Annotated in this window: 8 protein-coding genes and 10 pseudogenes; 9 read left to right on the forward strand and 9 right to left on the reverse strand. The window is 69.2% G+C overall.

The genetic code is table 11. The features are described from left to right. Window positions 1-30: 30 nt before the first annotated feature. Window positions 31-312 (reverse strand): hypothetical protein, encoded by a 282-nt coding sequence (locus tag FF86_RS18520; protein ID WP_242419026.1) that lies wholly within the window; start codon window positions 310-312, stop codon window positions 31-33. A 156-nt stretch (window positions 313-468) separates the two neighbouring features. Between FF86_RS18520 and FF86_RS18525 the strand changes: the two genes are divergently transcribed. Continuing rightward, window positions 469-945 (forward strand): MarR family winged helix-turn-helix transcriptional regulator, encoded by a 477-nt coding sequence (locus FF86_RS18525; RefSeq protein WP_082121999.1) that lies wholly within the window; start codon window positions 469-471, stop codon window positions 943-945. A 30-nt stretch (window positions 946-975) separates the two neighbouring features. On the opposite strand, the gene FF86_RS51865 is transcribed toward FF86_RS18525, so the two are convergent. The 6 genes and pseudogenes from FF86_RS51865 to FF86_RS51890 all read right to left on the reverse strand — a co-directional run. Next, window positions 976-1,916: MMPL family transporter (locus FF86_RS51865; RefSeq protein ID WP_242419027.1), on the reverse strand; the 941-nt coding region annotated here is incomplete at its 5' end. Between the two features lies 1 nt (window position 1,917). Further along, a pseudogene (locus FF86_RS51870) lies at window positions 1,918-2,127 on the reverse strand (hypothetical protein); the annotation flags it as partial. Between the two features lies 1 nt (window position 2,128). Further along, window positions 2,129-2,582, reverse strand: a pseudogene (locus FF86_RS51875) (MMPL family transporter); the annotation flags it as partial. Window position 2,583: 1 nt separating this feature from the next. Then, window positions 2,584-2,632: pseudogene (locus FF86_RS51880) on the reverse strand (hypothetical protein); the annotation flags it as partial. Between the two features lies 1 nt (window position 2,633). Next, window positions 2,634-2,688, reverse strand: a pseudogene (locus tag FF86_RS51885) (hypothetical protein); the annotation flags it as partial. Window position 2,689: 1 nt separating this feature from the next. Then, window positions 2,690-3,246, reverse strand: a pseudogene (locus FF86_RS51890) (MMPL family transporter); the annotation flags it as partial. Window positions 3,247-4,649: 1,403 nt separating this feature from the next. On the opposite strand from FF86_RS51890, the gene FF86_RS36085 reads away from it, so the two are divergent. The 8 genes and pseudogenes from FF86_RS36085 to FF86_RS18545 all read left to right on the forward strand — a co-directional run. After that, on the forward strand, window positions 4,650-5,876 hold a 1,227-nt coding region (locus FF86_RS36085), incomplete at its 3' end, for a DUF4062 domain-containing protein (RefSeq protein ID WP_242419029.1). Between the two features lies 1 nt (window position 5,877). Further along, window positions 5,878-6,294: pseudogene (locus FF86_RS66960) on the forward strand (NACHT domain-containing protein); the annotation flags it as partial. 1,526 nt (window positions 6,295-7,820) lie between these two features. Continuing rightward, window positions 7,821-7,948, forward strand: a 128-nt coding sequence (locus FF86_RS66965) for a hypothetical protein (protein WP_396229942.1), incomplete at its 3' end; no start/stop codon positions are given. A 1-nt stretch (window position 7,949) separates the two neighbouring features. After that, window positions 7,950-8,684 (forward strand): annotated as a pseudogene (locus tag FF86_RS36090) (HEAT repeat domain-containing protein); the annotation flags it as partial. Window positions 8,685-8,927: 243 nt separating this feature from the next. Then, window positions 8,928-9,396: HEAT repeat domain-containing protein (locus tag FF86_RS66970; protein ID WP_396229943.1), on the forward strand; the 469-nt coding region annotated here is incomplete at its 3' end. A gap of 210 nt (window positions 9,397-9,606) precedes the next feature. Beyond that, window positions 9,607-9,789: pseudogene (locus tag FF86_RS66975) on the forward strand (HEAT repeat domain-containing protein); the annotation flags it as partial. Window position 9,790: 1 nt separating this feature from the next. Then, window positions 9,791-10,149, forward strand: a pseudogene (locus tag FF86_RS66980) (hypothetical protein); the annotation flags it as partial. Window positions 10,150-10,986: 837 nt separating this feature from the next. Then, window positions 10,987-11,859, forward strand: coding sequence for an NYN domain-containing protein (locus tag FF86_RS18545; protein WP_044886157.1), 873 nt, complete (start codon window positions 10,987-10,989; stop codon window positions 11,857-11,859). Between the two features lie 182 nt (window positions 11,860-12,041). Here FF86_RS18545 and FF86_RS66985 read toward each other — a convergent pair. Next, window positions 12,042-12,193 (reverse strand): LuxR C-terminal-related transcriptional regulator (locus FF86_RS66985; RefSeq protein ID WP_396229944.1); only part of this gene is annotated, 152 nt, incomplete at its 5' end. A gap of 1 nt (window position 12,194) precedes the next feature. Continuing rightward, a pseudogene (locus FF86_RS66990) lies at window positions 12,195-12,815 on the reverse strand (helix-turn-helix transcriptional regulator); the annotation flags it as partial. Window positions 12,816-12,837 lie beyond the last annotated feature (22 nt).

The following is a 12,837-nucleotide window of genomic DNA, read 5'->3' on the forward strand; positions in this document are numbered from 1 at the left end:
ACCAACACAAAGGAACCAACCAGATCCAGCTCAGGACCGCGCGGGCCCCGCGGGGCAGCGCGAGGCGGTGTGGTCGGCAAGCCGTTCGAGCTCGTGGGCGTCCCGAGGCTGCCCGCAGCTGCGGCAGATGTCCACTCGCGGGGGCACGGGGCGCGGCGGCGCGGCGAGCGAGCCGAGCTGCGCCGGCCCCATGACGCTCAACAGGAAACGGTAGAAGCGGCTGGGCCGCTCCCCCACGCCACTCGCCGCGCCCACCCTGCCCGCCACGCCCGTCCCGCCCGCCGCGCCGACGGTGCTGTCCTGACGCTTCATCCGTCGCCCTCCCTCACCGGCCGCCGCGCGTGTCGCGTCGCCGGCCGACCCCTGGCGCCCGATTATTTTGTGCACACATGAATCGTACGNGATCGCTTCGTCGACGTGCCAGGTATCCTGGACCATGACGCACGCCACGAAGGGAGGGACCAGCCCGTGATCGAGGACGACGCGCGTATCGGCGAGGACCTCGGGGAGGACCCCCTCGCGCTGGACCGGCAGGTGTGCTTCGCCCTGTCCGTCGCGTCCCGGCTGGTGATCGGGGTGTACCGGCCGCTGCTGGAACCCCTCGGTCTCACCCATCCCCAGTACCTGGTGATGCTGGCCCTCTGGGAACGCTCGCCGCGCTCGGTGAAGGACCTCGGCGCCGCCCTGCTCCTGGACTCGGCCACGCTCTCCCCGCTGCTCAAGCGGCTGGAATCGGCCGGCTATGTGTCCCGCCGCCGGGCCGCCACCGACGAGCGCCTGCTGACGCTCGAACTCACCCCGGCCGGCAGCGCGTTGCGCCAGGAGGCACTGAAGATCCCCTCCGCCGTCGTCGATCGGCTGGGCGTCGAGGTCACCGATCTGCAGGAGCTGCACGGCGCACTCACCCGGATCATCGAGGCCGCCCGCCAGGTACCGGCCCGCTGACGCCCCCAGCATGAAGGGAGTCGAGGCGGCTCAGGAGTGGTGGGCCAGTTCCCGTTCGTCCTCGGGCCGGTCGTCGTCCGCGGAGCCGGAGCCGGAGCCGGCGGCGTGGGTGACGGCCTCGTCGGCGGGTTCGACCGAGACGTGCGGGATGATCCGTTCCAGCCACTTCGGGAGGTACCAGTTGGCCTTGCCGACAATGTGCATCACCGACGGTACGAGCATCGTCCTGAGGATGAACGCGTCGAGGAACACGGCGGCGGCAAGGCCGGTACCGAAGATCTTGATCGGCCGGCCCGGGCTGACCAGGAAGCCGAGGAAGACGGCAATCATGATGAGGGCGGCGGCGGTGATGATGCCGCCGGTCTCACCCTGCCCGATCGTCACCGACCGCTTGTTGTCACGGGTGTGCACCCATTCCTCATGCATGCGACTGACCAGGAACACCTGGTAGTCCATCGACAGGCCGAAAAGGATGGCGAACAGCATGACCGGAATCCAGGCGTCGATCGGTCCGCCGGGGCCGGCGCCCATGCTGTCGGAAAGCCAGCCGTACTGGAAGATCGCCACGACTAGACCGAACGAACCGCCCGCGGCCAGCAGGTTCATGACCGCGGCGGTCAACGGGATGACCAGGCTCCGGAACGCGATAAGCAGCAGGATGAACGACAGGCCGACCACGACCGCGATGAACAGCGGCATCTTCCGGGCCAGCACCGAGGCGAAGTCGACGTTGATCGCCGTATCACCGAAGGTGTAGATGTGGTTGGCGGTGCCGTCGTACAGCGGCGGCAGGGTGGTCGAGCGCAGGTGCCGGACCAGCGTGTAGGTCTTCTCCGACTGCGGTGACGTGGTCGTCTTGAACGTCACGAAGGCGATGTTCCTGGCCAGCGGAACCGTGCTCAGGCTGGCCGGGTCGACGCCCGGGACGGCGGCCAGCGTCTTCGTCACGCGCTGCAGGTAGGCCTGGTCCGNGGCGCCAGGCCCGCTCACCACGGCTTCCAGTGCGGAGTTGTAGCCGACGCCGAAGTCGGCGGCGATCAGGTCGTAGCCGGCGCGGGTGGTCGAGCTCGTCGGATCGCTGCCCTGGTCGCTGGCGCCCAGCTTCAGGGAGAAGAACGGCAGGGCGATGGCGACCATCACCGCACCGGAGACGACCGCGACGGCGATGCGGCGCCGGGCGACNAACTGCGACCAGCGGGCCCAGAACCCCACCGGACGGTCATCGATGAACTCGCCGGCCCGCACCGCCGCCCGCTGCCGGCGGGGCAGCACCTTCAGCCCGAACAGGCTGAGCAACGCGGGCAGCAGCGTGAGCGAGGCGATCATGGTGAAACCGACCGCGAGCGCGGTCGCCACCGCCATGCCGTTGAAGAAGCTCACCCCGAGCGCGATGAGGCCGAGGATGGCAATGCACACGGTCGTACCGGCGAACAGTACCGCCCGGCCGGAGGTGTTGATCGCGTTCACGATCGACTCCGCGACGGGCATGCCGCGTCGCAGATTGCGGCGATGTCGCGTGACGATGAACAGCGCGTAGTCGACGCCGACCCCGATCACCATCAGCTCGGCCAGGTACGGGGTGATGTTGGAGACGTTGATGGCGTGACTGAGGATGTAGATCACGCCGAGGCCGCTGANGAGCGCGACCACCGCGCTGGCCAGCGGCAGCACCGTGGCGGCGACGGTGNGGAACACCAGGGCCAGGATGATGAGCGCGGCCCCGAACCCGATGAACACCGACGANCCCGAACCGTCGCTCTGCCCGATGCCGGTGAAGGCGTTACCGGTGAACTCCACCTGCAGCGAGTCGCTGCGCAGGGTCTTGAGCTGGTCGTAGACGTTCTTGAACAGCTCGGCGTCGTAGTGGTCGTTCTCCCAGGTGATGGCGACCAGCGCCGTGGTGGAGCCGTGCGCCCTGTTGAGCAGCCCCGGGTTTCCCGGCGCGGCGGCGGTGCTCTTCGAGCAGTCGATCGACTCCCACGGCGTCGCGATCAGCGCCACATGGTTACCGGAGGTGCACACCTTGACGAGGGCCGGCTTGAGCTGCGGGGGCGGGGCGGTGAACGCCCCGGCCCTGTTCTTGAGAACGACCGTGCCCGGGGCACCGTTCTGATTGTTCAGGCCGGCGTTCTCGAGCAGCTTCGCCACGGACGCGGTCTCGGTGTGCGGGAGGCTGAACGTGTCCTTGTACGAGGCCCCGCCCATCGCCCCGGCGATCCCCTGCGCCGCGACGACGAAGACGATCCAGCCGACGACGACGAGCCATCGGCGACGGACGGCGAGTTCAGCGATCCGCTTCATCAGTTCTCCTGCTCGATGTCTGGCGGCTGGCGACATCCTGGCACCGGCGACCGAATCCGGGTCGCCTGAGCCTCGCACATGCTCCCGAGCAGCCAGTACCCGGTTGGATCAGTGTGACCAGATACTGCGGCGTCATGGCGAGCTCAGCAACGAACTGACCAGTACCCGACGTGACCAGACCGCCGCCCGCCGACTCCCAACAGACGATCATCGCCGGGCACGTCCTGATCCGGAACATCCACCGCAGCTACTACGAAGTGCACAACAACGCCCCCTCGACGGCAGAACGCCCCCCTCGACGGCAGAACGCCCCCCTCGACGGCAGAACGCCCCCTCGACGGCAGGCTGTCGTGATGTGGCCACAACACCCGTGGCCGTCGTGCGCCATGGCAGAGTCCAGCCATGCGCGAGCCTCGCGACGTCGTCGACGACCTCGAACGCCGGACGGAAGATCGGCCAGACCGGACGAAAACGGCGGATCAGCGCGATCCGCGGCAGTCGGCGGGCGAGGACCGGTTCGCGGGCTACGGAATCATGGGNCTACCGTTCCGTTCCGGGCACGTCCTCGGTCTACGCCGGTTTCCGGAGTCCTCGATCGGCCCCGGCTATCGGTCGGTCTGGCATCGCACCCCCGACGACCGCTGGACCTTCTACCAGGATCAGCCCGCCGAGCTGGCCTGTACTCGCTACTTCGGCTCGGCCGTCGCCGAGGTGCGCGAGGGCCCGATCCACATCGACTGGGCAGGTCCACGGACATTCCGGGTCACCGCCGGCGACGGCGATCTCGACTGGACGGTGACGGTCACCGCGACACCGGTGACCCGGCTGTTCAGCGCCCTGGATTCCGCCCTGCCGGATCGCGCCTGGCGTTCCCGCCCGCTGCTCGAGGTCATGTCCCGGCTCGCCGGCCCCGCACTCGGGGCGGGCCGGGTACGGCTGACCGGTCTCGCCCCGGACGGCCAGCGATTCGCGGCCAATCCACTGCGCCTGTGGGTCGTGACCGACAGCACCGCGACGGTCCACGGGGTACCCCTCGGCGAACCGGGACCGATTCCCACCCAGGCATTCCTGCGCGATTTCGCCATTCCGCAACGCGGACTGTTCGTTGTCGGCCGAGCAGTTTTCAACGACCCGGCCGCCAACGTCCCGGGTCATCGACGATACTGACGGTGGACTTCTTCCACAGGGACTGCGCCGTGACCCTGCGGCGCCTGTACTGCTTCTTCGTTCCGGAAGTCAGCTCACGCACCGTCCACATCCTCGGGGTCGTAGATCAGGGCAGACGCGGTGGGCGGTCCATGGCGTCCACCGAAGGCTGCCAACCGCCGATCCGCGCATCGCAGGCACGCACCCCCGGTAACTGGTGGGTCGTCCTGTGGTGCGATGGGTGCTATCGTACGGTCATGGGGGTATGGCGCGTTTTCCTAAGCCACACTTCGGAGCTCGCCAGGTATCCGACGTCCCGACCATATGTCACCGCGGCCAAAGCGGCGGTGAGTCGCGCGGGCGAGGCCGTAGTCGACATGAGTTACTTCACCGCGCGCGACCAGCCGCCCGCCCAGTACTGCCGGGAGTGCTTGGAGACGGCGGACATCTACGTTGCTGTCGTCGGATTCCGCTACGGCTCGCTGGTGCCCGACCTCGACCCCATCTCCTACACCGAACTCGAGTTCGACGTCGCCACTGATCTTGGTGTGCCCCGGCTCGTATTCTGCCTCGACGAGGAGTCGGGTGATCTCCGCCTGCCAGGCAGGGCGTTCACGGACCACGAGACGGGCGCGTTACAGGCCGCCTTTCGCCGCCGACTCGGCGAGTCGGCGGAAGGACTGACGCTGTGCCTGGTGGACAGCGCAGAACATCTTGAGACAACGCTCTACCAGGCGCTCGTCGAGCTACGCCAGTCCAGAGACAGACACGGTCGATCGGCGGCAGGCGGGAACGACGGCGCGGCGGACGCCCGGATTCCCGCCGCCGTCCTGCGGTCGTACTTCACCCGGCTCGACCAGCAGTACCGAAGACTCGACCTCGAGGCGCTCACTCCCGCGCAGCGCGATGAGCAGGTGCCCATAGCCCTGCGCAACGTCTTCGTGGCGCAGGACGTGCGGGAGAACCCACCGCCCGTCGAGCTGCCGAAGGAGATCTGGCGGCAGCTCGAGGCCGGTGGCGAAATCCAGCGAGACGAGCTACCGGAGGGCCTCGACGACGCGACCCTCGCCGCCGCGCGCAGTACCTACAGTTCAAACCCGCGCAGGCCGGTCCTCGACCTGCTTGCCGGTGGTGATCGTCTGTTGGTCCTGCTCGGTGACCCCGGCGCGGGCAAGTCGTCGCTGGCCCGCTACACGGTCCTGCGGATTGCCGACGAGCAGTCCACGGCGGCGCCCACCACGATTCCGGTGCTCATCGAGCTGCGGGCGCTTGCGCAGACCCGCGGCCGTTTCGACACGTTCGTCGAGTACCTCGATCATGTCGCGCGCACCGACGGGCTCGGCGTGCAGGCGGAGTATCTGGTCCCATACCTGCGTTCCGGCGGTGACGCGCTGGTGATCTTCGACGGTCTGGATGAGATCTTCGATCCGGCGGAGCGGGAGGGAATCGCCCGGCGGATCGCCGGCTTCGCTGTGGAGTATCCGNGGGCACGCGTCATCGTCACATCACGGATTATCGGCTACCGGCGGACGATTCTTTCCGATGCCGGGTTCGCGCATTACACTGTCCAAGACCTCGACCGTGCGCAGACCGACGAGTTCCTCCAGAAGTGGTACTCGGTCGCCCTGGGCGGGCACGACGAGAAGGCGGACGAGCGCCGCAGCCGGCTGGCCGCGGCCATCGCCGGCTCCCGGCCGATCGAGGAGCTGGCCTCCAACCCGCTCCTGCTGACGATCCTCGCTATCATCGGCAAGCACCAGGAGCTGCCCAGGGAACGCTGGGAGGTGTACGATCACGCCGCGTCCGTCCTGGTCGAGCACTGGGACGTGAACCGTTACCTGAAGGACCGCCGGGTCGACGCCGATTTTATCGGTAAGGAAGACAAACGAGAGCTCCTGCGGCNCATCGCGAACCGCATGCAGAGCGGCCGGCACGGCCTGATCGGCAACTTCACCCATCATGAGGATCTGGTCGGCGAGATCGAGCAGTATCTACGCGAACGCTACCAGCGTGACCCGGCCAGCTCCAAAATCATCGCCGAGGCGATGATCAACCAGTTTCGGGAACGCAACTTCATCCTCAGCCGCTATGGTGCGGAGGTGTACGGATTCGTGCACCGCGCGTTCCTGGAGTTCTTCTGCGCCGAGCACATCCGCCGCCAGTTTGAACGCACCCGCGAGCTGTCCGTCGAGCAGCTGCGCCGCGACGTGTTCGGACGGCGCTGGGAGGACGATTCGTGGCGCGAGGTCCTGTTGCTGATCGCGGGTATGCTGGACGAGCGTTTCGTCAGCGGCATCATCGAGTATCTGCTGGTTGACACCTACCTACNTTGGCCGCCGGAGTTCGACGACCGGCCCCCACGCAACATCCTGCTCGCCGTGCGGTGCCTGGCGGAGATGCGCAACCGGNGGGTCGGCGCGTCCGTGGCGCGGCTGCTACTGCGACAGATCATCGAACTCATCGAGCGCTCCGCCGGCGCCGACCAGACGACCGACGACTTCCTGGAAAACGAGCTCCTTCCCGCCGTCGGCCTGGTGGGAGCGGACTGGCCGGAACGGGAGCAGGCGCTCGCCTGGTACCTCGCGAGCGGGTCGACCCTCATCACTCGGACGCCGGCCTGCCGCTTCGCCAGCGGCCTCGTCGCCGATCTGTTTCCCGACCGTGCCGACGTCACGGCCCTGCTGCGGGCCAGGGCGGTCTTCCTGGAGGACTGGCGCCTGAGGGACGCGGCCGTGGCCGCGCTTGGCCAGAACTCTCCTGTCGACCCGACGTCGCTGGAGGTGTTACGCGACCGCGCCGAGCGGGACCCGACGGCACTCGTCCGCGGGCGGGCAGTGGACATCATCGCGGATCAGTCGCCGCCCGGTCCCGCGCTCTGGGACTGGCTCGAAGGGCGCGCGGAGCGGGACTCCGCCGACTACGTCCGGGCCAAGGCCGTGCTGAAGCTGATCGACGCGCGGCCCGATTCACCGGCCGTCGAGCCGTGGTTGCGCAGCCTCGCCGAGGATGACCCGGCGACGAACGTGCGCCAGCTCGCCGCCGACGAACTCGCGAAACAGGCGGGACGGAGGCCAGCGACGGCCGCCTGGCTACACGCCCAGCTCGCCGCCGGTGTTCGCTGGGAGATCCGCCGCGCCGCCGTGAGCGTTGTTCCGACGGCAGATCCCGGGCTCACCGAGAGTCTGGTGGCACGCCTGCACGATATCTCCAGGACCGACCTGCAGTGGAAGGTACGCGCTGAGGCGGTCCGGGTAGCCGCCCGGCAGTGGCGCGACCGGCCCGGCATACGGGCGTGGGCACGCGACCGCGCCGAGTGCGACCACAGTCCGTTCGCCCGGGAGACGGCGATCGAGGCGGTCGCCGCCATCTGGCCCGACGATCCGACGACGAACACCTGGCTGCTGGAGCGACTGGAACACGAGCCCGCCGTGCCCGGGCGCCTCGCCGCCGCGCGGGCCCTCATCAAGACGCTCCAGCATGGCCTCGAGCACACGGACGCGTTGCGAGCGGCCGCGGCACGGGACCCCGACTGGCAGGTACGTAACGCGATCGTGCANGGGCTCGCGGACGGCGCCCCCACCGAACCCGCGACCCTTCCATGGTTGCGCCTTCGGGCCGCCGCGGATCCCGACACCGGCGTCCGAGCAGAGATGATCAGGACCATCGCGCGCCGTTGGAAGGATGATCCCACGACGCTCGACTGGCTGATGGACCGCGCCGTCAGCAGCGTGGACGACGGGGTCCGGAGGGCGGCCCTTGCCGCCGTGGCGCGCACCTGGCCGGAAGACCCGCGCGTGGAACCCTGGCTGCGGCGGCGCGCGGAAGCGGACGGCGTATGGTTCGTCCGGCAGTCGGCGATCGTCCACGTGGCACAGCTGCGCCTGTCCGATCCCGAGGACAGCCTTCCCTGGCTGCGGCGGCGCGCGGCCGACGACCCGGACGAGGATGTCCGCGAGACCGCGCTGATCGCCGTCGCGCAGCGGTGGGGCCACACCGCCGACGTCTGTTCCTGGCTGGCGGAACGCGCCATCGACGACCCCGACAAGGACGTCCGGGCGACGGCGCTGACCGCACTCGCGCGTGGCGGCCGAGACCATCCGCGAACGTTGCCGCTGCTACGGGACCAAGCTGGCCGCGACCCGCACTGGACGGTCAAGAAGCGAGCCATCGTCCTGGTCGCGGAGGGCTGGCACGAGGACCCGAAGACGCTGCCCTGGCTGCTGGACTGCGCAGGTCACGACGACTGGTACATCCATTCACCCGCGATCGGCTCGCTCGGCCAGGCGTGGCCGNACCATCCACGAGTGGCATCCCTCCTGCGGGAGATCGCGGTCGGGCACCGTAACGCCGGAGCACGAACGAAGGCCTTGGAATCGATCGCCCTCCATGCGCCGGACCGGGCGGATACTGCCGCGCTGCTCGCGGAACGGGTCACCGCCGACCGCTACGGCGACACCCGCCAATTCGCCCTCTTCGCCTTGGTTCACGGCTGGTCCGCGGATCCGACGTGCGGACGGGTGGTCCGGGAGGCCGTGGTGCGCGAGTTCTCTGGACATGTTCGCCGGCTCGCCGTCACAAGCCTTGGTGTCCTGCCTGCCTCGGCTCGCGTCGGGCGCCTCCTGCGCGAGACCGCCCAGCAGGACGACTCCGCAGACGTGCGGGAGGCGGCCGTTGCCACGTATGCCGGCCGGCGGCCGGCCCCGACACGCCTGCGCAGCTGGCTCTGGCAACGCGTCGACGATCGGTCCTCCGAGGTCGCCACCACTGCGGTGTGGGAACTCGCCCGGTTAGGTAATGATCCGGCGACGTTGCGCCGGCTGCTGGCCGTCGCGCAGAGCGACAGCCGATGGAACGTCCGGCGACAGGCGTTCCTCGTCCTGGACGCGATGCGCCACGACGCCCCGGACAACCTCGTGCTCGCCGTCGGCTCGCGATCCGCCGGTCACGGTCCATCCGGCGGCCCGTCCGGGTCCGCGCCGACCGACGTGACGGCCCTGCCGTGGGNACAGGTCAGCGCACTCCTGCGGAGCAGGAACTGGCGGGAGCGCAGGCAGATCATCCGGACGGTGGCGGCCGCCCGTCGCGACGAGCCTGAGACGGCTCGGCGGCTGGTCGAGCTGGCCAGCGGTGAAGGCGACTGGGCCGTGCAACGCGCCATCATCGACGGCATCGGAGCCGCGGGGCACACCGAGGCGGACATCGCGGTCTGGTTGNAGGAGCGCGCCACCACCGGTCGGAGCGTGTGGGTACGGTCCGCGGCCATCCGGGCCATCGGCCACCAAGGGCGAGACGATCCGGCCGTCCGCTCCTGGATCAGCGACCGGGCGGTCTCGGACCGAGATGCGACCGTACGTAGAGCGGCACTGCGCACCCTCGTGGCCGGGTTTCCTGACTGGGNCGGTCTCACCGCCTGGCTGGAGGAGCGAGCGCTGGCGGACCACGCGGAATTGGTCCGGTGGACCGCCCTGCGATCCCTGGCCACGATCGCGCCTGGAGCTCCCCGCACCTGGTCCCTGCTGAGCCGCGTGGCCGACAGCGACGTGTACACGGAGGTGCAGCGCTTCGCCCTGGCACTCCTGGCCGACCACGCGATGCCGAACGACCCCGCCACGGTGGCTGTGCTTCTCCGGCACGCCGAGGATGATCCAGACCCGGCCACACGGCGCGGCGCCCTCGACGCGCTCGGGAGAAACTTCTCGACTGTCACGGGCCTGGCGGCCTTCGCGCGTCGCCGGGCCGAGGTCGATGTCGCCGGGGNCGTCCGGCGAGCGGCCTGCCGGGTCGTGCTGGCCTGCGCCGACGACGACCTCCACGCGACCTGCGACTGGCTCCGGGAACGGGCCTCCCGAGACACCGACGTGAGGCTCCGAACGATGGCTATCCGCCTGGTCGCGCGTCGGCAGGCCGGCAGGCCGGAGACGCTGCGCTGGTTGCGCGCATGTGCCGAGACCGATCCCTACGAGGGCTGCCGCGCGGAAGCGGTCACCGAGATCGCGCGCGGATGGACCGACGCGCCGGAAACCCGGCCGTGGCTGCATGCGTTGACCAGCGCGGCCCAGTGGGGAGAAGTGCGAAGATCCGCCGCGGCGGCGATCGTCGAACACTGGCCAACCCACCCCGCCACAGTCGGCTTGATCAGGCATCTCGGCTACCATGACAAATCCTCGGATCTGCGCGAGGCGATGGCCTGGCTCCTCGCCCGAAACTGGCCGGACGACGAGGAAACCCTCCCCTGGCTGCGTCTCATCGCCATCCGGGAAGCGACCGCNTCGACCCGCGATGCGCTGGCCTGGGCACTCGGGGGACGTCACGATGTCGCGTACTGGCTGACCTACGCTCTCGACCATCACCGTGAGGATTACGCCGAGCTCGAAGCGTCGTTGTTGTCATCTCGTGGAAGGTGAGACCGTGGACACGTGAGCCTCGATCCAACGACGAGCTTCAGTGATCATCGTTGGATCAACCCAATCCGAAGTAGATCTTCCGCGGATTGGTATCGGTGGCGCTGTTACATGGAAAGAAACCGGGGCATACCGGGAGACTTGCAGTCAGCCACTGGGGTTCACTCAGTGCAACAGCCAGTGAGGAATCAGCGTGGTGGTCGGCAACGCCTCCGCCAGGATCGCGGTGCTCATCGACGCGGAGAACGCGCCGCTCTGGGCGGTCGAGCCGCTGCTCACCGAGATCGCCCGTCACGGGAAGGCGCAGGTGAAGCGCGCCTACGGCGACTGGACGGGCTCGCTGAAGACCTGGAAGAAGACCCTGCTGGAGCACTCCATCCGACCAGTGCAGGTATTCGCCGCCGTCAAGGGAAAGAACGCCTCGGACATGGCACTGGTGATCGACGCGATGGACCTGGTGCACTCCGGGGCCTTCGACGGGTTCTGCCTGGTCTCCTCCGACAGCGACTTCACCCGCCTGGCCGAACGGATCCGCGAGGCCGGCCTGGCCGTCTACGGATTCGGCGAGCGGAAGAAGACGAACCCGGGCCTCATCGCCGCCTACGACAGCTTCGTCTTCGTGGAGACCTTTGTCGCGGGGCCTGCGCTGTCAACCCCGGCCGCACCCGCCGCGGCCGCGTGGGCCGGGCAGCCGCCGACGGACGCGGCTGCGCCGGACGCGGCTGCCGACGCCCCGCAGACCACCCCCGCCGCCCCGCCACCGGCGAAGACAAAAAAGCAGGCGAAGACTGCCACGGTGGCGACTTCTGCGCGCGCAACGACCGCCGAGCTGCGCTCGGACACCGCACTGATCAGCCGGCTCCGCGAGGCCGTCGCGACGAACACCGGCCCGGATGGCTGGACCCATCTCTCGGCGATCGGGGAAGCCATCCGCAGACGTCCCACCATCGTCCTGAAGACCTACCGCTACTCCCGGCTCAAAGACCTGATGGTCGCGACCGACCTGTTCGAGCTACAACAGCGCGGCCCAGGCAAATCCGGCGCCGTGTACGTCCGCGTCAGGTAGCCGCCACGTCCCTGGACCATCGCGACGACCTGGCCGACCGCCGGCCGGCCAGGTTCCGGAGCGAGGGCGAGGTTCGACGCGCTGACGGTACGTCAGGCCGGCCGCGCCTACGTCATGGCGCGGGCAGCGGTTGCCGTGCCCTCCCCGCGTCTGAGCAGCCCAGGACGTCGTCGGAGTGGCGTTCAGGCTTCCCACCGCGGCGCCGCTGTTACAGATCCTTCGGCTGCGAGGGCATCAGCGAGGGCATGGCGGGAGTTGATGCGGAGCTTGCGGTAGGTGTTGGTGAGGTGGAGCTCCACGGCGCGTGTGGTGACGAACAGGGCCTGCGCGATCTNACGGTTGGTGTGTCCGTCGACGGCGAGGAGTGCGACTCGGCGCTCGCCGGCGGTCAGTGCCGCCGGCCCGGTGCGCTGGACCCTGCGGGTGCGGATTCCCAGGGCGAGCAGCTCCTGGCGCGCTTGCGCGACCAGCGGCTGCGCGGAGCAATGGGCGGCGAGATCCAGTCCGCGGCGAAGCTGCTCTTCAGCTTCTCTCCGCGCACCGGTGCGCTGCAGCGCGGCACCGTATGCGATCTGGGAGCGGGCGCGCTCCATCTGGGCCTGCGAGGTTTCCAGCGCTGCCACGGATTCGCGGAGCTGCTCCAGTCTGAGGTGGCGATCGTCGGTGACGAGGGCGGCGATCCGCAGCGCGATGCCGATGGCGCGGGCGGCGCCGAAGTGCCGGCTGCGTTCGAGTTCTTCGTCCGCGAGCCCGCGAGCGTGGTCGTGGTGGCCGAGTGCGAGGTGCGCGCGGGCGGCGTCGGCCCGCCACGGCGCGAAGGCGGGGTTGGTGTATCCGGCGGCCTCCAGCGCGTCACCACAGGTACGTAGATCGATCAGAGCGTCCTGGGGGCGGCGCTGGCGCAGGCGCAGCCGTCCGCGGGCGACGTGGAAGAAATGTGCCGCGAGCATGTTCATCGGAACCGGTCCGTCAAGCTGC

Source organism: Frankia sp. CpI1-P (genome assembly GCF_001421075.1).
GTDB lineage: Bacteria > Actinomycetota > Actinomycetes > Frankiales > Frankiaceae > Frankia > Frankia torreyi.

Excerpts from the sequence above, each read along its gene's own strand:
- FF86_RS18520 (WP_242419026.1), bottom strand. The coding sequence starts at position 312 with ATGAAGCGTCAGGACAGCACCGTCGGCGCGGCGGGCGGGACGGGCGTG.